Origin of the sequence: Salinimicrobium sp. 3283s, from assembly GCF_039602225.1 — a bacterium.
Taxonomy (GTDB): domain Bacteria; phylum Bacteroidota; class Bacteroidia; order Flavobacteriales; family Flavobacteriaceae; genus Salinimicrobium; species Salinimicrobium profundisediminis.
In genome coordinates this window covers 2,317,949-2,339,562 of the sequence record NZ_CP143631.1, presented here as the reverse complement: position 1 = coordinate 2,339,562, position 21,614 = coordinate 2,317,949, and the positions used below count along the sequence as shown (strand labels likewise).

The 21,614-nt window shown below is 41.3% G+C and carries 19 protein-coding genes and 1 pseudogene; 9 read left to right on the top strand and 11 right to left on the bottom strand.

The window, feature by feature from the left end; translation table 11 throughout:
• Window positions 1–47: 47 nt before the first annotated feature.
• The 5 genes and pseudogenes from VS868_RS10400 to VS868_RS10380 all read right to left on the bottom strand — a co-directional run bounded on the left by VS868_RS10400 (window position 48) and on the right by VS868_RS10380 (window position 7,500).
• Window positions 48–680 carry a 7-carboxy-7-deazaguanine synthase QueE gene (locus VS868_RS10400; protein ID WP_345597287.1) on the bottom strand — a complete coding sequence of 211 codons (633 nt, stop codon included), beginning with the start codon at window positions 678–680 and terminating at the stop codon, window positions 48–50.
• Between the two features lie 91 nt (window positions 681–771).
• Window positions 772–2,088, bottom strand: a complete 1,317-nt coding sequence (locus VS868_RS10395) for a M14 family zinc carboxypeptidase (RefSeq protein ID WP_345599829.1) — start codon at window positions 2,086–2,088, stop codon at window positions 772–774.
• A 228-nt stretch (window positions 2,089–2,316) separates the two neighbouring features.
• Window positions 2,317–2,671 (bottom strand): annotated as a pseudogene (locus VS868_RS10390) (peptidoglycan recognition family protein); the annotation flags it as partial.
• A gap of 247 nt (window positions 2,672–2,918) precedes the next feature.
• The gene (locus VS868_RS10385; protein WP_345597285.1) at window positions 2,919–4,310 is read right to left on the bottom strand and encodes a SusD/RagB family nutrient-binding outer membrane lipoprotein; all 1,392 of its coding nucleotides are present in this window, start codon (window positions 4,308–4,310) and stop codon (window positions 2,919–2,921) included.
• Window positions 4,311–4,320: 10 nt separating this feature from the next.
• Window positions 4,321–7,500, bottom strand: coding sequence for a SusC/RagA family TonB-linked outer membrane protein (locus VS868_RS10380; RefSeq protein WP_345597283.1), 3,180 nt, complete (start codon window positions 7,498–7,500; stop codon window positions 4,321–4,323).
• A 154-nt stretch (window positions 7,501–7,654) separates the two neighbouring features.
• Here VS868_RS10380 and dacB point away from each other — a divergent pair, with 154 nt between their 5' ends.
• The 8 genes from dacB to VS868_RS10340 all read left to right on the top strand — a co-directional run bounded on the left by dacB (window position 7,655) and on the right by VS868_RS10340 (window position 14,030).
• Entirely contained in the window at window positions 7,655–8,974 is a 1,320-nt protein-coding gene (dacB, locus tag VS868_RS10375; RefSeq protein ID WP_345597281.1) for a D-alanyl-D-alanine carboxypeptidase/D-alanyl-D-alanine-endopeptidase, read from the top strand.
• 40 nt (window positions 8,975–9,014) lie between these two features.
• A complete protein-coding gene (locus VS868_RS10370; RefSeq protein WP_345597279.1) occupies window positions 9,015–10,070 on the top strand; it encodes an LD-carboxypeptidase in 1,056 nt (351 codons plus the stop codon).
• Between the two features lie 351 nt (window positions 10,071–10,421).
• Complete coding sequence (locus tag VS868_RS10365) at window positions 10,422–10,979, top strand: hypothetical protein (protein ID WP_266070272.1); 558 nt, start codon at window positions 10,422–10,424, stop codon at window positions 10,977–10,979.
• A gap of 17 nt (window positions 10,980–10,996) precedes the next feature.
• Window positions 10,997–11,851: a 23S rRNA pseudouridine(2604) synthase RluF gene (gene rluF / locus VS868_RS10360; protein WP_266070271.1), complete on the top strand. Its 855-nt coding sequence runs from the start codon at window positions 10,997–10,999 to the stop codon at window positions 11,849–11,851.
• A 53-nt stretch (window positions 11,852–11,904) separates the two neighbouring features.
• The gene (locus tag VS868_RS10355) at window positions 11,905–12,144 is read left to right on the top strand and encodes a Rho termination factor N-terminal domain-containing protein (RefSeq protein ID WP_266070270.1); all 240 of its coding nucleotides are present in this window, start codon (window positions 11,905–11,907) and stop codon (window positions 12,142–12,144) included.
• A 4-nt stretch (window positions 12,145–12,148) separates the two neighbouring features.
• Window positions 12,149–12,574, top strand: coding sequence for a VOC family protein (locus VS868_RS10350; RefSeq protein ID WP_266070269.1), 426 nt, complete (start codon window positions 12,149–12,151; stop codon window positions 12,572–12,574).
• 10 nt (window positions 12,575–12,584) lie between these two features.
• Window positions 12,585–13,604, top strand: coding sequence for an AI-2E family transporter (locus tag VS868_RS10345; protein ID WP_345597276.1), 1,020 nt, complete (start codon window positions 12,585–12,587; stop codon window positions 13,602–13,604).
• Between the two features lie 18 nt (window positions 13,605–13,622).
• Window positions 13,623–14,030 (top strand): DUF1232 domain-containing protein, encoded by a 408-nt coding sequence (locus VS868_RS10340; RefSeq protein ID WP_266070266.1) that lies wholly within the window; start codon window positions 13,623–13,625, stop codon window positions 14,028–14,030.
• 7 nt (window positions 14,031–14,037) lie between these two features.
• On the opposite strand, the gene VS868_RS10335 is transcribed toward VS868_RS10340, so the two are convergent.
• The 4 genes from VS868_RS10335 to argS all read right to left on the bottom strand — a co-directional run bounded on the left by VS868_RS10335 (window position 14,038) and on the right by argS (window position 18,971).
• A complete protein-coding gene (locus VS868_RS10335) occupies window positions 14,038–14,931 on the bottom strand; it encodes a bifunctional 5,10-methylenetetrahydrofolate dehydrogenase/5,10-methenyltetrahydrofolate cyclohydrolase (RefSeq protein WP_266070265.1) in 894 nt (297 codons plus the stop codon).
• Between the two features lie 65 nt (window positions 14,932–14,996).
• A complete protein-coding gene (locus VS868_RS10330) occupies window positions 14,997–15,371 on the bottom strand; it encodes a four helix bundle protein (protein ID WP_345597274.1) in 375 nt (124 codons plus the stop codon).
• Window positions 15,372–15,451: 80 nt separating this feature from the next.
• Entirely contained in the window at window positions 15,452–16,780 is a 1,329-nt protein-coding gene (gene ffh, locus VS868_RS10325) for a signal recognition particle protein (protein ID WP_266070263.1), read from the bottom strand.
• 421 nt (window positions 16,781–17,201) lie between these two features.
• The gene (argS, locus tag VS868_RS10320; protein WP_345597271.1) at window positions 17,202–18,971 is read right to left on the bottom strand and encodes an arginine--tRNA ligase; all 1,770 of its coding nucleotides are present in this window, start codon (window positions 18,969–18,971) and stop codon (window positions 17,202–17,204) included.
• 111 nt (window positions 18,972–19,082) lie between these two features.
• On the opposite strand from argS, the gene VS868_RS10315 reads away from it, so the two are divergent.
• Entirely contained in the window at window positions 19,083–19,523 is a 441-nt protein-coding gene (locus VS868_RS10315) for a hypothetical protein (RefSeq protein ID WP_266070261.1), read from the top strand.
• 39 nt (window positions 19,524–19,562) lie between these two features.
• Here VS868_RS10315 and VS868_RS10310 read toward each other — a convergent pair whose 3' ends face one another.
• Both VS868_RS10310 and VS868_RS10305 read right to left on the bottom strand, forming a co-directional pair.
• A complete protein-coding gene (locus tag VS868_RS10310; RefSeq protein WP_345597268.1) occupies window positions 19,563–20,495 on the bottom strand; it encodes an arginine deiminase-related protein in 933 nt (310 codons plus the stop codon).
• Between the two features lie 6 nt (window positions 20,496–20,501).
• Window positions 20,502–21,416, bottom strand: coding sequence for an arginine deiminase family protein (locus tag VS868_RS10305; RefSeq protein WP_345597266.1), 915 nt, complete (start codon window positions 21,414–21,416; stop codon window positions 20,502–20,504).
• Between the last annotated feature and the right edge of the window lie 198 nt (window positions 21,417–21,614).

Genomic DNA, 21,614 nt, shown 5'->3' with positions numbered 1-21,614 from the left:
ACAGGAAAAATATAATCTAAAAACGCCCTTTTTGAAAGGGCGTTTTTTTATGGGATGTTCAGGTATTTATGTGTTTGCAGTGACACCTTCCACCTGGGGTTCTGCATTACGTATTCTACAATTAGAGGCATCATCTTTTCACGGTTACTCCATTCGGGTTGTAGATAAAGGATACAATTCTCATTCACCTGCGCCGCCTGTTCCTCGGCAAACTGAAAATCATGTTTATTGAAAATTATCACCTTCAGCTCATTTGCAATTTGGTAGATCTCTGGAGTGGGTAGCTTGATTTTCTTCGGGGAAAGGCAAATCCAGTCCCATGTTCCAGTCACCGGGTATGCTCCCGAAGTCTCTATATGGATCTTTGCTCCTTTCTCCTTTAAACTACTGGTAAGCGGCTCCATATTCCAGGTAAGAGGTTCCCCTCCCGTGACCACCACAGTCTTACTATGTTTCACAGCATTGCCAACAATAGTGTCAACTCCTGTTGGAGGGTGCAGCTTCGCATTCCAGCTTTCCTTAACATCACACCAGTGACAACCAACATCGCAGCCGCCTACACGAATAAAGTAAGCAGCAGTTCCCTTGTGAAAACCTTCTCCCTGAATGGTATAAAATTCTTCCATTAGCGGCAGCATCTTTCCCTGCTCCACCAGCTCGTTCATTTCCTGTTCTTTCATAAGCGGCAAAGGTACATAAAAACAGGATTTAGCAACCGGCATTAGATAACCAAATTCAATCTATTCCGGCAACCGATTTATTCTTTAAAACCTAATTCCGAATAATGAACCCATTCCTAAAATTGGAAGCCTCTCCATCAAGAGGAACAACAAATCCATTAATGACAGCATAATGTGGTTTTCCTGCTTTCGTCAAGAAGAAAGTTGGGTTCATTCCCACCTTTATTTCTTCTGAAACTTTAAAATTTTCACCTACCACTACAATTGGATAATTAAAATAGCTTCTGTCTTTTGGCAGGTTTTGAACCCTTACATAAGCTACGCCTTTTGAATGAAGATCTGAAAAATTCAACTTTTCCACAGCATCAAGATTGGGCAAAACTTCGGCATAGATTTTCCCAGGTTCAAAATCGAATCCTGAAGCATCCAGTGTATTATACCCGAAATTTGTTGAGAGATCTCCCTGATCAGCAATGTAGCTTCTGTAAAAAAGCTGCTTTTCATTTTGCGTGTAAACTTCAGAATGATTTATTCCTAAGTCAAGAATATATTGCTCTCCAAAAAGGGCATATTGCAAGCCCTTTATTTTGAGATCATAAAGTTTGCTGTCATTTTCAGGAATTTTGCTGTAATCGGCAATAGCCATAGACTCATATTCTTCTTCAGCAATAGAAAAGATGGCTGATAGAATTGTTAGAAAGTTCAATTTTCTAATTTCCTGTTTTTCCGGATCTCCCGAAAAACCGCCCGATTCTATCAAAATAGTGCTGGTCCCCCATTTCTGAATATTGTCTCCAAAAGCCCGTGGTTCAAAATCATCATTGTACCTGCCCACATTTCCCGGAGCAAATTCCTGCAGGAGTTGATTCATTTGAACAATAAGTTTCATAGCATTTCCACGAACATCATTAATAGATTTCTCATAGTTATAAGCAGGTGCCAAAAATGAGATTGTAGCCGGGTTTTCTGAACCCTCTGTATTGTAATACCTGCTTTGATCATGAAGATTAAATCCAAAGTCGGCTTCCAGGCTATCTCTAACCCGTTTTAAGGTCTTTGCTTCAGGTGATTGCAAACGCAAAGCATCGCGATTAACATCAATACCTAAAGAGTTTCTACGCTGAAATACCTCAGCCCCATCGGGATTGAGCATTGGCAGAAAATGTAATTTCACCTTCTTCAACATTGTTTCTTTTTCCTTCTGAAAGGAATCATGTGCGAGAAAATTGAGAATGTCAAAAATGGCCATAGTTGCCGTAGATTCATCACCGTGCATCTGCGACCATAAAAAAACATCAGTTTCTCCTGAACCGATACTTAACAAGTACAGGTCTCTGCCTTCTATTGACGTACCTACCTGATTAACTTCAAACAAATCATCGTTTTGCCATTTTTGAATGACAGGCATGATATCATTATACTTAAAACGCCTTTCTTCAAAACCTGGTTCTTTATAATCCTGGTAATGATCTACAATTTCACGAACCAGAGAAAAGGTTTTATCGGGTGCAGGTGCGGGAACCGGTTTAAAAGCAAGATCGGCAGTAGCGGCCCTTACCTTTTCCATAAAATCATCTCCCGGATCTGATTTCTGAGTTCTGTAATCGGCATCTTTTTCAAGCCACAATTCGTGATCTTCAAACCTGGTGTACTCGTAATGACCAATTACGTACTCAATATCATATTTTGTTTTCAGGTACCTTACCAGCCAGATGTTTGCTTCCAGTTGAGCCTGAGTTAGCGGCGTCCCGGGAGTACCTCCAACATTCTCCACCCCTATTGCTGTGGTTTAATCCTATTACATGTCGCCCCATTTTGGTTTCGGGCATTAGACGATAAATGGTTCCATCTCTGTCAACAAGAAAATGGGTGGACACATTTAAGTCACTCGCCCCCGAAATTGCTGTTCTGCTGCCGGGAAGGTAAGGGTCTTTAAAGGCTGCAAAAGATCTTTCGAGGGTAGGAATAGCTGTCCAGTGAAGTACTATCATTTTAGGATCAATAGTGGGATCTTCCTTTTCAAGACCATACCTATCTTTCATATAAGCCAAACTTAGCTCCTCCCGTTCTTCATTGAAAACAATGGGTTTATCTATAATTCGGGAAGTACTTGTACCGGCAGTACCACAGGAAAGCAGTAAAAGGGAAACAAAAAGAACGAACGGGTATCTCATAGTATGTAAAAAATAAAATCTCCCGACAATATCGGGAGATTTTAAGAATTATGGGAATGGATTTTTATTCATCCCACCATACAGTACCATAAATAGAATCTTCCCCTCCAAATTGTCGTTCTACAGCCTCATTAAAATTATCGGCGTTGTTGAAATCTTCGGTATCGGGGTAAGCAAGTCGGGTTGGCACCGGACGTCCTTCGGGCTGAACAAAATCATTGGGAAATCCTGTTCTTCTCCATTCGCTCCAGGCTTCGTACCCATTCATAAATAAATGGATCCAACGTTGCTCTGAAATTCTCTCTATGGCATTTGCAGGATCAAAAGCAACTTCTGGCTGACTTATAAACTCCTCTACACCTTCAGTTGAACCTGTCCACTGAAGAACAGATTTTTCTATTGCCATGTTATAGTAAGTTTCAGCATCTTCGGTTATCCAGTCTCTTTCCGCAGCTTCAGCAATAGCGAACAACACCTGAGGGTAGGTTACCAAATAAACAGGAGCATCCTGGGCGGTAATATCAGACCCCAGCAGTGAATATTCTTCAGTCCCTATAGCTTCGGTCTCACCATACGGCATACCAATAAACTCCCCGGTTTCACGTGCAGGATTTCCATACACCTCAAGACGCGGATCATCAACCGGTTTCATATCTTCAACCAAGTTAACTGTAAGAGCCCACCACTCCCGATTGCTTTCTACTACCTGATCATACCAGTAGTTTTGATTGTTAGCATCGGCTAAATGTTTAAAGACCAGGCTATCATCATTAGAGTCCATCACCCCATCGGAAATCGCAGCATTAAACTCATCCTGCGCCCATTGAGGATCTACTTCAGAAAGACGAAGAGCCATTAACAATCTTAGCGAATTACCCAACTTTTTCCATTTCTCCATATTGCCACCATAGACGAGGTCATTATCAATATCACCTGAGACTATTTGATTATTGGCCTCTTTTAGTAGCGCAAAAAAATTTGAATAAATAGACTCCTGGGTGTCATATGCGGGGGTGAAATTATTATTCCCCTGCAAAGCTTCAGTGTAAGGCACATCACCCCATCTATCGGTTAGATTCCAGTAAAAATAAGCTTTCAAAATTTTTGCCACAGCAAGCTGGTTAGCAACCGGACCTTCAGCAGCATTTAAATCTTCTTCAGAATTTAAAACGGTCTCAAGGTTCATAAGCGGCCCCTCATAAAACCAGTAAAAGTTTGTGGAACCTTCGGGGTACAAAGATACCCCCACGTACTGGGTCTCTGCTAAGTATTGGGCCAGAAACTCTCCCTGTGGGGAAGAACTTAAAGATGGAAGATATAATTGGGCGTTGGCAATTAATTGTGTTCCCGATGCTTCACCCGGTATGTTTGGGTTCACATTAATATCTTCGTCAAATTCGTTACATCCTAGCAAGCTAAGATTGCAAAATAATAAGATGATAATATATTTTTTCATAATTCGTTTTTTAGAAAGTAATGTTTACGTCTACGCCAATTGATCGTACTGACGGTAATTGACCTGATTCGTACCAGCTAATTGACTGGGCTCCCGTAGAAATCGCAGAGGGGTCAATACCTTCTGGCGCTTCCTGCCAAATCATAAATGGATTTTGGGCAATCACTGCTAATTGTACACTCTCTACAGGAAAATTGCCCAGGATCTCTTTGGTAAGATTGTATCCCAGCCTCAATTCTTTCATTTTTACGTAAGAAGCGTCAAAAAGCCACTCTTCGTAGATTCGTCTTCCCAATACATTCCTGTAATAGCTTCGGGCATTGACATAAGCACTTACAGGTTCACCTGTAGCAGCAGAAATTCCCTCTACCTTTACACCACCGCCCTGGTCTAATGGATCCCTTACATTTGCACCTCTATCGTTCATTGCAACGGTTACGGGATCCTGTCCGGTTCTTACCGCTAACATTTTTGACCGGCTAAAGAACTGCCCGCCGCCCTGGAACTCGATCATTCCTGAAAGTCTCCAGTTTCCATAACTAAATGTATTGGAGAAGCCTCCCGTAAAATCTGGAAGCACACTCCCAAAATTATGGGTTTCATCTGTGTAAAGCGGCATATTGTCGTCACCTAAAAGTATTTGCTCTGTAGCTTCATCTCTTTGATAAGCTGTACCTACAAGACTTCCAAAAGGCTTCCCTTCATAAGAATTGAGGTAGCTCGTCACACTGGAGTAAGTTGTGGAAGAGTAAGTATACACATCAATACCAGGAGCCAGCTCTACTACCATACTTTCGTTACTCGCGAAATTAAGATTGGTGTCCCAGAAGAATTTTCCAGTTTCGATAGGCCTGGCATTTATCGCCACCTCAACACCTTTATTTTCAATTAAACCTGCGTTGATTGTAGTGGAACCATAACCACTGGCCCCTGAAACATCAAGGTTAATAATCTGGTTCTTGTTCTTTTGTTCATAATAAGTAAAATCAATTCCCAGCCTGCTGTCGAAAAATCTTAAATCGAGCCCAAGCTCGTATGAATGAGCAAAGGACGGCTCTATATTTGGGTTATTCAGGTTATCTGGAACAAACAAAGTATTAGTACCTTCATACACTGTTCCCACTCCAAAACCCATTGTTGTTTCATAAGGAGAAAGATCAGATCCTGCCTGCGCATAACTTGCCCTAACCTTTGCAAAGCTTAAAGGGTCCCAATCAAAAAATTCGCTAAAAATTACACTTCCAGAGATGGAAGGATACCAATAGGAATTATTATCTTCAGGAAGGGCCGAAGAATTATCATTTCTCAAGGATGCATCTACAAAAAAAGTATCTGCGTATCCTAAAGAAACAAGACCAAACAAACTCCTCACCTGCTTTCTTAGAAGATAATTAGATGTTTCAGGACGATCTATCGAGGCATCAATATTATAAAAACCCGGTGAAGAAAGACCCCCAACGGTTGCCATGGTTAAATAGGTGTAGTTCCTATTCCAGATATTTCCTCCCAAACTGGCATTAAGTGATAAATCTCCCCACTCTTCATCAAATTGAGCAAGAAATTCATAGTTAAATTCTTTGTTCTGAAATTTTCCGATATAAAAAGATGGAAGGCTTTTACCTCCAAAGGCAGTACGCTCCTGAATGTTTTGGGTATAAAGATCCCCTCTTATGTGTCCACTCAAACTAAGGTTCTCCAATACCTGAAAAGTTATTCCCACATCTCCAAAAAACCTATCCCGGTTATCCTGACTAAGGTTCTCGTATGCATTAAAGAATGGATTATTCCAGTACAAAGGATCAAAATCAGTAACTTCTCCGGTTTCAGAACTTGGCCTGCTAAGATTCCAGTGAAGATAAGTTCCATCTTCATACTGATAGTCCCGCAATCTATTCATATCTACATTACGCTGAAACCATTGTACGAGATAATTAGCCCCAAACTCTGATCCCTGTCCCGGGCGCTGCGCATCATTACGGGCAAATGTAAAATTGGTTGAAACATTTATTTTGTCAACTACATCGGCATCGGCATGAACAGTAAGGTTGTTTCTATCTAAATGTGTATTTGGCTCTACACCTTCTATTTTTGTATCATTCAGACTAATTCTGAAGTTGATCTTTTCTCCCCCACCAGCAACCGATACAGTATTATTAAAAGTGTAACCGGTTTCATAGAAATCTTTGATATTATCTGGATGAGGCACAAAAGGAGTTAATTGCCCATAGGTAGGGTCTTGAGGGTAAAAACTGAAGACCTGCCTTACCATTGTCCCGTCCATTCTAGGCCCCCAACTTTCATCAACAGATATATCTACGTAGGGATCTCCATTAGGAAGTGTTCTAAAATCTAAACTAGACCCTCCTCCATACATGTTCTGTAAGGGCATAAAATCATAAGTTGACTGCACTGAAAAAGTGGAATTAGCCTGCACCGTAAACTTTTCGGCCGCACCTTTTTTTGTGGTGATCATAATAACGCCATACTGTCCACGAATTCCGTATAAAGCTGAAGCTGCAGGACCCTTTAACACATTCACAGATTCAATATCGGCAGGGTTCACGTCCTGTCCCAGGTTACCATAATCGGCACCTGCACTCCCTGCAAAATTGGCATTTGAAATTGGCGTACCATCAATCACTATTAAAGGCTGGTCTCCTCCTCCTATAGAATTTACTCCCCTAATTTTGATTTTTTGAGTCCCCCCCATACTTGCTCCCGATGATCCGGTAACCTGCACTCCAGCAACTCTTCCCCCCAGGGCTCCAATAACATTTTGATCTTTTGCAACTGTTAGATCTTCCCCATCTACTTCCTGCGTGGCATATCCAAGGGATTTCTTATCCCTTGAAATCCCCAGGGCTGTTACCACCACCTCATCGAGGGCCTGGAGATCGGCTTCCAGTTGTACATTAATCTGGTCGTTTTCGCCCACAGTACGTTTCACAGTTTGGTAACCAATAGAAGAGAAGCTAAGCACATCTCCGGTTTCTGCTTTAATAGAAAAATCCCCATCAAAGTCTGTCACAGTACCTTTATTAGTACCTTCAATAATAACGTTTACTCCGGGAATCGGCATACTCCTTTGAGCACTGCTTACCGTACCCGAAATCACCCTTTCCTGGGCCTGCACATTCATGAACTGCAAAAGAGCGATCAGGAATGAAAACAGTGTAATTTTGTTTCTCATTTGTTTGGTTTTTGAGTTAATAATTGATGAAAAGTTATTAAATTTTTTCAGGTTTCAATCTTTTCTTCTTAAAAACCTTTAGATAATAAAAAAAAGCTAACTTGAATTTTCTTTTTAAAATCCCTTACAAGTGAGAAAAAACAATCATTCAAAAATGTCATTTTTGAAGCTTGTTCTTCAAATTATTCTGATAGTTTTAATCTTCAGCTCCTGCTCCTCCTCGCGTAAGCTCACTATGGAAGCACAAAATACATTGCAGGAATATCCGGCTTTTAAAACAGGATTTTCCGGAATATATATTTATGATCCGGCTGAGAAAAAAGTCGTTTTTGAACACAACTCCGAAAAATATTTCACCCCGGCCTCAAACACCAAACTGTTTACTTTCTATGCAGGATTAAAAATTTTAGGGGATTCCGCTGTAGGCCTTGAGTATATTGTAAAGGAAGATTCCCTGATTTTTAGAGGGACAGGTGATCCTTCTTTTTTGTACGACGAGCTGGAATCTACTACCGTTTATGATTTCTTAAAAGAAAGAAATGAAACCCTTTATTACGTGCCGCCTATACATGAGGAAAAACATTTTGGCCCCGGCTGGTCGTGGGATGATTACAACTACTACTATTCTGTAGAACGGGCAGCTATGCCTCTCTTCGGAAATTATGCCACCTTCACATCTTCAGCTGAAGATACAGTTCCCGTTGCCAAACCTGCGTATTTCAATCGTTACCTCGTAAAAGATTCTCTTAGCTCAGGAAGCAGCTTTACAGTTGTGAGAGATCACGACCAAAACAAATTCCTTTATCAGCAGCCCGCCGAAGCAGAAAACAGAAGCCGAATTGTTCCTTTTATTCATTCTCCACATCTGGTTACCGCCCTACTGTCCGACACACTTCAGAAACCGGTAAAAATACTGGATCCTAAAAAAGTAGACTTCAGCAATAGCAAACTGTTGTATAGTATTCCTACAGACAGCCTTTACAAGCGAATGCTGCAGGTTAGTGACAACTTTATCGCCGAGCAACTACTGCTTATGAGTTCCAGAGAAATATCTGACACACTTAAAACGGATATAGCCATTAATTATATAAAGAAAAATCACCTTCAGGATCTATCTCAGGAGATTAACTGGGTAGATGGCTCTGGTTTGTCCATCTACAATAAATTCACTCCTAAAACAGTGGTAGAGCTCCTGGAAAAGATCTCTAAAGAGGTGCCTCAAAAAAGGCTTTTTGAACTGCTCCCTGCCGGAGGTGAATCTGGCACCATTAAGAACTTTTATAAAGCCAAAGAGCCTTATATCTATGCCAAAACCGGCACAATTAGCAACGTACATGCTTTAAGCGGCTATTTAAAAACCAAAAGCGGCAAAATACTCATCTTCAGTTTTATGAATAACAATTATATGGTTCCTTCCGCAGAAATAAAAGCAGGTATGGAGATCATTCTGCGTGATATCCATTTAAATTATTAGTTTTATGGAGGCTCAAAAATGCCATTTTTAAACCAAAATTATGCAGAGACGAAATTTTCTTCGCAATGTGGGCCTTGGCAGCCTTGCAATTCCGCTTCATAGTTTAGCCACTTCATTTTCTGTCACCGGTTCTTTACAGGATGTTTCTAAACCAAAACGCCTAGCTGCAGGTGATACCATTGGCATAGTGAGCCCTGCGGGGGCCATATATGAGTCTGAACCTTATGAGATTGCTATTGAATCTATGCAGGCCATGGGCCTTAAAGTGAAGTTGGGAGAGTTTGTGCGTACCCGCCATGGTCACCTTGCAGGAACTGATGAACAAAGGGCTACCGAATTTAATGACATGTGGCGGGATCCTGAAGTTGACGCGATAATTTGCCTTAGAGGTGGCTCGGGGGCAGCGAGAATTCTGCCACTGCTCGATTATGAGGAAATCAAAAAAAATCCGAAGATATTTATCGGTTACAGCGACATTACTGCATTGCACCTGGCTATTTATAAAAAAACCGGACTTGTAACCTTTCACGGACCTTTGGCAACCTCAACATGGAATTCTTTTGCCGTAGATCATTTTAAAGATCTTCTTTTTAATGCAGAAGCTGTTGCCTACTTAAACCCAAATGAGAAAGGCGGAATGCTTGCCCAATCCAGAAACAGGATAAGAACCATTACTCCGGGAACTGCAACGGGAGAACTCCTGGGCGGAAATCTTTCTGTACTTACCAATATTATGGGCACACCTTATTTCCCTACCGACTGGCAAAATAAAATTCTCTACCTCGAAGATGTAGGAGAACAGATCTATGCCGTAGACAGGATGATGTCACAGCTACAATTAGGCGGAGTTCTGGAACAAATAAGTGGTTTTATCTTTGGAAAGTGTAGCGATTGTGACCCCGGAGGCGCCGGAGGTTATGGCTCCCTAACCCTGGAAGAAGTTCTGGACCATTATTTAAAGCCTTTGAAAATTCCGGCATTTTCTGGAAGCATGATTGGGCACATTAGCGATAACTTCACTATTCCCAACGGAATACAAGCCAAAATGAACGCGAACGACGGAACTTTCACATTATTAAATCCGGCAGTTCGTTAATTTAGGCCCGTAAGAAAGTCCGCCAATCCCTCACAATTCTTACTTTTATAAAAATTTTAAAAGCGTTCGGCAAATGGCATTTTAGAGAAGTTTTGCTTCCGTATATGAAGTTGGAGAAAATTTCGTTTACTGAAAGGTCATTATTTGAAATGCTGAAGATTTTAAAATACAGAGCTCTTACATGAAGAAAGAAGGGCACGAGGGAAGCAGGAGCTATAAAACAATAAATGACTGGGTGAATAAAGGAAGGGATCATACCAATCTGAAAAAACCCAAAAATAAAAAGTCACCCACATTACTTTATAATAGAAATGAGGGACTCATTAAATTTTAAAAAATTACCTAAACATCATGCGAAAAAGTTTTTTACTCCTCCTTTTTGTTACTGCTGGCTTCCTGATTTCCTGTGAAAAAGAACAGGATCCTTTCCTGATTACTTCTAATAGCATAGGACGATTAACCAGCGACATAAAAATTAATCAACTCGATTCAATTTTTGCTGAAGACTCGCTTGTAAAACAGGTAAGTAACAGCGAATTGTACAGGAAAAGCAATGAAATAGAAGTTTATGATAACCAGGGCAACAAACTCCTGTTGATCGAACCTGTGCAGGCATTTGACTCCACCAGTACCATTGGATTCATCCAGGTACTCGACCCGCGTTATAAGACGGCCAAAGGTCTTGGAAAAGAAAGTACATTCCAGGATATTGTACAGAACTACGATATTTCGAGAATTGAGAACACTCTAAGCGCAGCCGTGATTTTTATTGATGAATTGAACGTATATGTAACCATTGATAAAAAACAGCTGCCCGTAGAACTGCGCTATGATACGCAAACCCGCATACAGGCTTCCCAAATTCCCGATGATGCCAAAATCAAGTACTTTATGGTAGATTGGGATTAACTCTTTAATACATCTGAATGTCTTCTGAAAACCTTACCCGTTTAAATAAATATCTAAGTGAAGTGGGCTACTGCTCACGCCGTAAGGCCGATACTCTCATTGAACAGGGGCGGGTAACCATTAACGGCAAGGTCCCCGAAATGGGAACAAAAGTTAGCCCCGAAGATGAAGTGCGGGTGAACGGCGAACTCATTGTGCCTCCAAAAAAAGACAATGTCTACCTGGCTTTCAATAAACCTATAGGCATTGTTTGCACTACAAATCAGGCGGAAAAGAAGAATATTGTAGATTATATAAATTTCCCTACCCGAATCTTCCCCATTGGCAGACTCGACAAACCCAGTGAAGGTCTGATTTTACTCACCGACGACGGGGATATTGTCAATAAAATTCTTAGAGCGAGAAACAATCACGAAAAAGAGTACATAGTTACTGTAGACCGATTGATCACGCCTGACTTTCTAAAAAGAATGTCTTCAGGAATTCCCATTTTAGACACCGTTACCCGCGAGTGTGAGGTGGAACAATTGAGCAAGTTCGTTTTCAGGATTATCCTCACCCAGGGTTTAAACCGGCAAATTCGCAGAATGTGCGAGTACCTGGGTTATGAAGTAGTGAAGCTAAAGAGAATACGCATCATGAATATTGAACTTGATGTGCCAGTGGGGCAGTATCGTCATCTCACCCAAAAGGAACTGGACGACCTTGATCGCTTAACGGGAGAATCAAGTAAAACAGAAGATGCTTCTGTTGAGCAAAAACCAGCGAGTTCAAAGCCGAAACCCTCCAATACCACTTCCAAGAAAAACTTCGGAAAAAATCCGGAGAATCAGAAAAACTTCCGAAGTAAAAGAAGAAACCGGGAATCTTAACACTCAATTAAGCAAATGATTGAGCATATCTGCTTATTTTTAAGAAAAAAGATATGCCAGACAATCGCATCAAGAACGAAGATCAATACGAAGCCCTGAGAGATAAAGGGGCAAGTAAGGAGAAAGCTGCAAGAATTGCCAATTCTGAGAACACAGGTAAGAAAGGTGGTAAGGCCGATAAATATGAAGACCGTAGCAAAGACGATCTTTATAAGAAAGCCAAAGAGGTGGGGATAGAAGGACGTTCAAAAATGAGCAAGAAAGAACTTATCAACGCGTTACGCAACCATTAAAAAAATGCAGAAGATCCAACCTTTTCACCTAGCCATTCCCGTAGACAATCTGGAAAAGGCAAGAAAATTTTATAGAGAAACCTTAAACCTGGAAGAAGGAAGAAGTAGTGATCACTGGGTAGATTTCAATTTTTTTGGACATCAACTGGTAATACATTACAAAGCTGCTTCTGAAATTGACAATAGCGGCAGTAATCCTGTAGACGGAAAAGATGTGCCCATTCCACATTTTGGGGTGGTGCTGGATTGGGAAACTTTTAATTCCTTCTCGCAGGAATTAAAAACAAAGAATGTTGATTTTGTCATAGAGCCATACATTCGGTTTGAAGGACAGGCAGGAGAACAGGCCACCATGTTCTTTAAAGATCCCTGCGGAAACGCGCTGGAATTCAAAGCTTTTAAAAATATAGACCAGTTATTCGAGAAATAATTACTTTTCAATGAACAGATTAAAACCATCTTTAGTGCGGCAACTGTTCGTACTACTCCTCATTCTATTCATGCTGGTTTTAATCTTTCGGGAGATTTTACCTTATCTCTCAGGAGTGCTTGGCGCAATCACCCTTTATGTTGTGCTAAGAAAGCCTATGACCTGGATGGTAGAAAAGCGATGGCAACCTGTATTGGCAGCCGCTTTGCTTATGTTCCTTTCCTTCATTGGGATCCTGGTACCTATCACCCTTACTGCCATCATGCTCACGTCAAAAATAGGCAAGGCTGTTGCAAATTCAGAAATGGTGTTGCAGGCAGTAAAGGATCAAATTAATGAAGCTGAGATCTATGTGGGTTATGATCTTAGCCAGAGTATTGATTCGGCCCGGGTGGCCAATTGGCTCTCTAACAACCTCCAGTCTCTTGGTGCCGGCACATTTAATGCTTTTATAGCAATAAGTATTATGTATTTTTTGCTGTATTATATGTTGATGAACCGCGACAGGCTTAAAGATATGATCATTTCTTACATCCCGTTGGGTGAAAACAATCTTGAGGTTATAGGCCACGAAGGCGATGAAATGGTAAAATCTAATGCTTTAGGTATTCCACTGGTGGCGTTTTTCCAGGGAATAGTTGCATTAATTGGCTACCTCATTGTAGGCGTACCCGACCCCTTGTTCTGGTTCGTAATTACTGCCATTGGCGCCATGGTACCCTTTATTGGTACCGCCATAGGAATTGTACCAGTAACCATTCTGCTTTATTCAATGGGCATGGAATGGCAGGCGGTTTTTATTGTAATTTATGGCTTTGTGATCGTGGGAATTACAGACAATATCTTACGGCTTTACATTCTTAACCGCCTTGCCAGTGTACACCCGCTTATTACTCTTTTTGGGGTTGTGGTTGGGGTGCCATTGTTTGGGTTTATAGGGCTTATTTTCGGGCCTTTGCTCGTATCTCTGTTTTTGCTTATCTTAAAGATATACAAGCATGAATACGGAAAAACAGAAAACAAACTTTAACCATAAAACAAAAATGCTATGTTAGAAAATGTAAAGAAGAAGATCAACAAAGACTATCTGGAGACCGAAATTTCTAAAGTTAATGAAGGGGATTTGGATGTGGTCATGAAGAACAAAGATGCCATCGATAAAAAGTTAAAAGGTGCAGGCATGAAAAAATATGCCGAACTGGGAAAGCTTATGTTTGGTATGCTAAAAGACTATAGAAAAGGAGAATACAATCAAATGCCGTGGTTCACAATTGCCGCCATAGGATTGACCCTGCTCTACGTTTTTAATCCAATGGATATGCTACCCGACTTTCTTCCGGGAGTAGGCTATGTAGACGATTTTGCGCTTTTCACAATCGCCGTTCGGTTCATTGAATCCGATTTACATGCTTATCTCGACTGGAAAATCGATGAGGCTAAATTACTAAACGCCTAACCTGAATCTATTTAGCATTACTTCTTGCACGGTGCTCCTCCCGGGCCAGCAGTGTATTTTTAAGAAGCATGGCAATGGTCATAGGCCCAACTCCACCGGGCACCGGAGTGATGTAACTTGCCTTTTGTGAAACATTTTCAAAATCGACATCGCCCGTGATCCTGTAACCTTTTGGCTTGGTTTCATCGGGAACGCGGGTTATTCCCACATCAATTACCACAGCATCATCTTTTACCATTTCTGCTTTCAGGAAATTAGGAATTCCTACAGCAATGATAATGATATCGGCCTGTGAAGTGATTTGAGTAATGTTTTTTGTGAATTCGTGAGTAAGAGTTACCGTAGAATTACCCGGGAATCCCTGTCTCCCCATAAGGATACTCATGGGTCTTCCCACAATGTAACTACGACCAATCACGCAGGTGTGTTTTCCTTTGGTTGGGATGTTGTAACGCTCAAGCATCTCAAGAATCCCAAACGGTGTTGCCGGTATAAAGGAGGACATGTCGAGAGACATTTTTCCGAAGTTGGTAGGGTGAAAACCATCCACATCCTTATCGGCACTCACCGCTAAAAGCACTTTTTGAGTATTGATTTGTGGCGGAAGCGGTAGCTGCACTATAAAGCCATCAATATCGTCGTTGTTATTAAGCTCTTCAATCTTGGCCAGGAGTTCAATCTCGCTGGTGTTTGAAGACATGCGGTATTCGGAAGATTCAAATCCCACCCTTTTACACGCATTAACTTTGGCATTTACGTAGGTTAAGCTGGCGCCATCGCTACCAACAATAATGGCTGCCAAATGGGGGACCTTCTCCCCACGTTCTTTCATTTTTTGAACTTCCAGGGCAATTTCATCCTGAATTTCGTTGCTTAATTTTTTACCGTCGAGGAGCTCCATGTTTTAAGTGTGCAGTTATTAGTAATCAGTGGTCAGTGATCAGTGATCAGTTTTTAATATGTAATTTATTCTCTCTTCTTCACCCCAAATTTTCCGGGATATAGGATCATGTAATTTATTAGTTTCCCAACCTCCTCACTCTCACCGACCAGTCTTTGATACTCAACCTCAGTAAGGTAGGAACATCTAAAGGCGTATTCAAGCCATACCTGAGTTTCAGAGTTTTCGGCATCTCCATCTGTCAGTTTACTGGCGAAGTGCCTTGGATAATCTCGTTTCCTATAAGCTTCAGCAATAGCAGCAGATACACTCCGGGAAGATCTCCTTATTTGATCAGCGAGAGAATAAATCTCTTCTCTTGGGAAGGATTTTGAAACTTCAAAAATCTGCATTGAAAGTTCAATGGACTTTTGATAAGCTAACAACTCCTGAAATCTCATAATACTGTTTTAGATCATGTTCGCTGCTCACTGAACACTGAGCACTGAACACTGGGCACCGATCACTGAACACTGACCACTTATTTCATTCCCTTCATCATCTGCATCATCTTTCTTCCGCCGCCGCCCTGCATCATTTTCATCATCTTACTCATTTGGCTAAACTGCTTTAAAAGCTGATTTACCTGTTGTACCGAGGTGCCCGATCCTTTTCCTATTCTTTTCTTACGTGAGGCGTTTATAACTGATGGTTTTGAACGTTCTTCTGGTGTCATCGAATGAATAATGGCTTCAATAGGCTTGAAAGCGTCATCATCAATCTCCACATCTTTCAGCATTTTTCCAGCTCCCGGGATCATCCCCATAAGGTCTTTCATAGACCCCATCTTCTTGATCTGCTGAAGCTGGTTCAAAAAGTCATCAAACCCAAATTCGTTCTTGGCTATCTTCTTCTGAAGTTTTCTCGCTTCTTCTTCGTCATATTGCTCCTGCGCCCTTTCAACAAGAGACACAACGTCTCCCATTCCAAGGATACGGTCGGCCATACGCGAAGGATAGAAAACATCAATCGCATCCATCTTCTCACCTGTACCAATAAATTTGATTGGCTTATTTACTACAGACTTAATTGAGATCGCAGCTCCACCACGGGTATCCCCATCAAGTTTTGTAAGGATAACCCCGTCGAAGTTGAGTCGGTCGTTGAAGGCTTTGGCTGTATTAACAGCATCCTGCCCCGTCATGGAATCAACTACAAAAAGCGTTTCCTGCGGCTGGATGGCACTGTGAATATTTGCAATCTCGGTCATCATCGCTTCATCTACAGCAAGACGACCGGCGGTATCGATAATCACCACATTGTGACCGTTTGCTTTTGCGTGAGCAATGGCGGCTTTTGAGATAGCAACAGGATCCTGATTTCCTTCATCACTAAATACCTCAACCCCAACCTGATCTCCAACAACGTGCAACTGATTAATTGCTGCAGGACGATACACATCACAGGCAACTAAAAGAGGATTCTTAGATTTCTTGGTCTTTAAGTAATTTGCCAGCTTACCCGAAAAAGTGGTTTTACCACTCCCCTGAAGACCCGACATAAGAATAACCGATGGGTTCCCAGAAAGGTTAATCCCTTCGGCATCTCCACCCATAAGCGTGGTAAGCTCGTCTTTTACCAGCTTTACCATCATTTGTCCCGGCTTTAGAGCGGTAAGAACGTCTTGCCCAAGTGCCTTTTCCTTTACCTTAGAAGTAAATTCTTTGGCAATTTTATAATTGACATCGGCATCAACAAGGGCCCGCCTTACCTCTTTAAGAGTTTCGGCAACGTTAACTTCGGTAATCTGCCCATGTCCTTTGAGGACGTGTAATGCATTATCTAACTTATCACTTAAACTTTCGAACATATTCTCTCAGATTTAAATACTGCCGGGTTTTACAGGCAGTTGCAAATTTAATGATTTGAGGCTGAAGTGAAAACTTTCAACTTCACATCTGCTCCAAAAATGTCACTTTTCGGAAAAATTTTTAAACATTTCTTCGGAAGGGGTCTCAAAAATGACATTTTTAACACCTCTTGTTTACTTCTTAACTTGTACTCTGCCTCTAGTCTCGATACATTTTACTTTCGCTGCCGCTAAGGGAAAACACTCAACCTGACGGCAATTCTAAACCCTTACTTCTAATTTAGTAATTCTAACTTCCCAATTCCCCTGCCTGTCTTCTCGATACAAATTTTCCCCAGCTTCCGCGGGTCAAAATTCACTCGAAGTGACGGCAGTGCCACGTTCACACTTCTACCCTCTAATTTCTAAAATCTAACTTCCCCTACATTCTCTCGGGCACCTGAATTCCCAAAAGTGCGAACGAAGATTTGATCACATCTCCCACAGCTTTTGACAACTGCACCCTGAAGTTCTTTTCTGTCTCATCTTCGGTTCCCAAAATAGTCACATTTTGATAGAAACTATTGAATTCCTTTACCAGCTCATAGGTATAATTGGCTATAAGCGCCGGACTGTGATTTTCGGCTGCAAGCTGAACAGTTTCGGGGTAAAGCTGAAGCTGTTTGATGAGTTGTTTTTCTTTTTCATTCAGGCTGTACTCAAAAATAGGATTTGAGTAATCAAATTCAGCTTTTCTAAGTATAGACTGGATTCGGGCGTAGGTGTACTGTATAAACGGACCTGTATTTCCCTGGAAATCTACAGATTCTTCCGGATTAAACAGTATTCGCTTCCTCGGATCTACCTTCAGAATATAATATTTTAAGGCTCCCAGGCCTATAATCCCATAGAGTTCTTCTTTTTCAGCTTCCGAATAGCCATCGAGTTTCCCAAGCTCTTCAGAAATATTTTTGGCGGTGGCAGTCATTTCTTCAATAAGATCATCGGCATCTACCACGGTGCCTTCGCGGCTTTTCATTTTTCCACTAGGAAGATCTACCATTCCGTAGCTCAAATGGTAAAGATTTTCGGCCCATTCGTAACCCAATTTTTTCAGGATCAAAAAGAGCACTTTGAAGTGATAATCCTGCTCATTGCCCACGGTGTAAACCATCCCGTTGATATGGTAATCTTTTACACGCTGTATCGCTGTACCAATATCCTGTGTCATGTAAACCGCCGTACCATCGCTTCGCAAAACGATCTTTTCATCGAGGCCTTCATCGGTAAGATCTATCCATACACTACCATCATCCTTTCGGTAAAAAATGCCTTTTTCAAGACCTTCGGCAACTACGTTTTTACCGAGCAGGTAAGTGTTACTTTCGTAGTAATTTTTATCAAAATCGACCCCAAGTTTAGCGTAGGTTTCCTCAAAACCATCATATACCCACTGGTTCATGGTCTTCCACAGCTCAACAACTTCAGCATCTCCCGCTTCCCATTTACGCAACATTTCCTGGGCATCTTTTAAAATAGGGGCTTCAGCTTTTGCCTCATCTTCGGTCTTTCCCTGGGCCTGCAAATAAGAAACCTCCTCTTTGTAAGCCTTATCGAACTTCACATAGTAGTTCCCTACCAGTTTATCCCCTTTTAGACCTGTAGACTCAGGCGTTTCATCATTTCCAAATCTTTGCCACGCGAGCATAGACTTACAAATATGAATTCCGCGGTCATTGATGATCTGGGTTTTGTAAACTTTTTTTCCTGAAGCCTTCAGGATTTCAGAAACTGAATACCCCAAAAGGTTATTTCTGATGTGTCCTAAATGCAATGGTTTATTGGTGTTTGGCGAAGAATATTCTACCATGATAGATTCCTCACCTACAGAAGCTTTTCCGAAGTCAGGATCATCTTTTACTTTTCCGAAGAAATTGAGATAGTAAGCATCGGCCAGGACAATATTCAAAAACCCCTGAACTACGTTGAACTTTTCGATCTCTTGGTTATGGGCAACCAGGTAATCACCTATGGCTTCCCCAAGCTTTACAGGACTGGTTTTTATTTGCCTCAACATAGGAAATGTGACCAGGGTGATGTCACCTTCAAAGTCCTTTCGGGTAGGTTGAAACTCAACCGTCTCCAACGTTACATTAAAAATATTGCTAACCGCTTCTTTTACCTGTGCGGCGAGTACGTCCTGAACATTCATGTCTTTTATTTTTTTTACCTGCAGGCTTCTACAGGAAGTGGCAAAGATAACAGAATTTTGAGGTTGTATAAAGGGTTTGAGCGCAAATGCTTACCTTTAGAAAAAAAGAAAATGCTACTGAATATTTCCCGTGATTTTGCTGACAAGAGAGAAGAGATCAATGAACTGGTGGGCAAGCCTTTCACCCTTGAGGAAAGACAGGAGCTAAAAAAAACCAGCTTTAACGAACTGCCTGTCACGGCAGCAAGCATAGAAATTTATAACCTGCTCGTTTTAAATGAAGGCCAGGCACAAAATCACTGCAATATAGAGATGCGGCCAAAAGGAGTATTAATAAGCTTTAGTGCTGCCGGCGAAACTTATTCACTGGTAATTCCTTTTTTTAAGCTGAAGATTTACAAAGGTCGCGCTGAAGAATACTCTTTTTACAAAGACCAGTATTTTATTAAAATTCATGCCGGCGCCGGTCAAACCGAAGTACATAGTTTTATCAAAAAATTGCGTCACTACAAGGCAGATAAAGCTTTACCAAGAATAGAAGACCAGGAATAAGAGGCATCAAAAAAGCCCTTTTTGAAAGGGCTTGTAGTTTTATTTCTTCGGAAGAAAAATTTCGGCCAGCATACAGCGGGCACTGCCGCCCCCACAGGTTTCTATGGTGGTAAGGTCACTGCTCAAGATCTCACAATGCTTCTCAATAGCTGCAATTTGAACCGGGAGCAGGCTTTTTCTTGCCGCCTCACTCATTACCAGGTATTTTTTTTCATCCCTGCCCTGCACCTGCAACATATTGCCGGCATAATGATGTAATTGTGCTTCAGAAATCTCTATGATCTGCTTCCCGTCAGATTTTAAATGTTTTACCACATTTTTGCGCTCTTTAGGGTCGTCGATACTATCAAGGCAAATTACCGCGAAATTTTCGGCCAGGCACATCATCACATTGGTGTGATAGATAGGCATTCTGCGACCATCTACATCCTGATAGGCATTAAAAATTACCGGGGTAAGTTCAAAATCCTCACAAAATTCAATTAGCAATTCTTCATTGGCACGGGGTGAGAGCGCACAATAAGCCTTTTCATTGATCCTGTCAAGAATAAGCACACCGGTAGATTCAAGAAAAAGCTCTTCCTCCTCGGCGCTTGTATAGTCAATAACCTCTTTAATGAGAAAGCCCTCTGCTTCAATTTTATCAAAAACTTCAGCCCTGCGTTCCCTTCTGCGGTTTTCAGCAAAAAGAGGATAGATGGCTGCCGTTGCATCTTCGTGAAAAGTCACCCAGTTGTTTGGGAAGATCGAATCGGGTGTGTCGAGTTTTTTATCGTCATCTACCACGATGACATTCACGCCAACATTGCGGAGTTTTTCAACGAACGCATCGAATTCTTCCTGGGCTTTTTTATTTATCTGCTCATTGTCGAGATGCAGGCCTTCCTGAAAATAGTTGTTCACAGCGGTTTGCTCATTCATCCTGAAGGCCACCGGCCGCACCATTAGTACAGTATCTGTAATTTGTTTCATGTACAATTAATCTCTTATAAGGGGCAGGGTTGAACAGCGCAACAATCCCTCTTGTTTTGCAATTTCGGCGTAGGGTACTTCTTCAACGGTCATCCCGTTTTCCCTAAGCCATGTGTTGAGTCGGGTGAAATTTCTTTCTGAAATCACCACATCTTCAGAAATTGAAAAGACATTCGAATTCATATCATACATTTCCTGCTGGGTAATTTCAAAAATATTTTCTTTTCCGAAGAAATTTACCAGCCACTCGTATTCCTTTTCATCAAGGAACCCGTCTTTATAGAGAATGGCCTTTCCTTTCCCTACCGGCTGAAAACAGCAGTCGAGGTGAAGCGCATTGTCTCTCGCTTCGGTATTGGACTTCCTAAGATTAAAGGAGTGAACCTTTTTATTGGGGAACATCTTCCTGATGTGCTCTACTCCATTGAGATTGGTTCGCGCAGTGATAAACTGGGGATAATCTTCGCCATAATAAGCACCTATAAAAAGATGATCGTTGTAAAGCATTACGTCCCCCCCTTCTACATGAACATCTTCGGGCAGCTCGATCACCTTATTGGGGTCAATCTGGTCAATAACATATTGAATGGCTTCAATTTCCTCTTCACGATCTGGGAGAATATTGGCCTTTATGAATTTATCATCAATCACAAAAGCTATATCGCGTGTAAAGATCTGGTTGAGATCTTTTACGAGATTTGGACGAAAAACCTGGACATCATATTTTTCCAATACCTCCCGCACAGCTTCCATTTCCTTCACAATATCTTCTTCTAAAGGGTAGGTGCCGGCCTTGATATGCTCTGCCGATTTTGGATCGTAGGCATTCTCATATTCGGGTGTTGGTCCCGGACTCTCAGCCGTTCCCAGGATCACGGCCCTAAGACGGGAAGTCTCATTTTTAATATTTAGTTTCATCATAAACTCCCAATTTGGCTGCAAATATAAGAAAAGGAACACTCCTCTATAAATGCATAAAATCTTTATTTACAGCACTTTTTTTATAAAATTATTTTCTACGGAAGGATTTACTCCGGGTATCTCTGTGAGTGAGAAAATTAGATTTACCTGGCACCTGAAAAAGAAAAACTCCACAAAAAGTGGAGTTTTTACTTTAAT

Coding starts and splice junctions, on each gene's coding strand:
- VS868_RS10400 (WP_345597287.1), bottom strand. CDS start 680: ATGAAAGAACAGGAAATGAACGAGCTGGTGGAGCAGGGAAAGATGCTG.
- VS868_RS10395 (WP_345599829.1), bottom strand. CDS start 2,088: ATGCCTGTCATTCAAAAATGGCAAAACGATGATTTGTTTGAAGTTAAT.
- VS868_RS10385 (WP_345597285.1), bottom strand. CDS start 4,310: ATGAAAAAATATATTATCATCTTATTATTTTGCAATCTTAGCTTGCTA.
- VS868_RS10380 (WP_345597283.1), bottom strand. CDS start 7,500: ATGAGAAACAAAATTACACTGTTTTCATTCCTGATCGCTCTTTTGCAG.
- dacB (WP_345597281.1), top strand. CDS start 7,655: ATGTCATTTTTGAAGCTTGTTCTTCAAATTATTCTGATAGTTTTAATC.
- VS868_RS10370 (WP_345597279.1), top strand. CDS start 9,015: ATGCAGAGACGAAATTTTCTTCGCAATGTGGGCCTTGGCAGCCTTGCA.
- VS868_RS10365 (WP_266070272.1), top strand. CDS start 10,422: ATGCGAAAAAGTTTTTTACTCCTCCTTTTTGTTACTGCTGGCTTCCTG.
- rluF (WP_266070271.1), top strand. CDS start 10,997: ATGTCTTCTGAAAACCTTACCCGTTTAAATAAATATCTAAGTGAAGTG.
- VS868_RS10355 (WP_266070270.1), top strand. CDS start 11,905: ATGCCAGACAATCGCATCAAGAACGAAGATCAATACGAAGCCCTGAGA.
- VS868_RS10350 (WP_266070269.1), top strand. CDS start 12,149: ATGCAGAAGATCCAACCTTTTCACCTAGCCATTCCCGTAGACAATCTG.
- VS868_RS10345 (WP_345597276.1), top strand. CDS start 12,585: ATGAACAGATTAAAACCATCTTTAGTGCGGCAACTGTTCGTACTACTC.
- VS868_RS10340 (WP_266070266.1), top strand. CDS start 13,623: ATGTTAGAAAATGTAAAGAAGAAGATCAACAAAGACTATCTGGAGACC.
- VS868_RS10335 (WP_266070265.1), bottom strand. CDS start 14,931: ATGGAGCTCCTCGACGGTAAAAAATTAAGCAACGAAATTCAGGATGAA.
- VS868_RS10330 (WP_345597274.1), bottom strand. CDS start 15,371: ATGAGATTTCAGGAGTTGTTAGCTTATCAAAAGTCCATTGAACTTTCA.
- ffh (WP_266070263.1), bottom strand. CDS start 16,780: ATGTTCGAAAGTTTAAGTGATAAGTTAGATAATGCATTACACGTCCTC.
- argS (WP_345597271.1), bottom strand. CDS start 18,971: ATGAATGTTCAGGACGTACTCGCCGCACAGGTAAAAGAAGCGGTTAGC.
- VS868_RS10315 (WP_266070261.1), top strand. CDS start 19,083: ATGCTACTGAATATTTCCCGTGATTTTGCTGACAAGAGAGAAGAGATC.
- VS868_RS10310 (WP_345597268.1), bottom strand. CDS start 20,495: ATGAAACAAATTACAGATACTGTACTAATGGTGCGGCCGGTGGCCTTC.
- VS868_RS10305 (WP_345597266.1), bottom strand. CDS start 21,416: ATGATGAAACTAAATATTAAAAATGAGACTTCCCGTCTTAGGGCCGTG.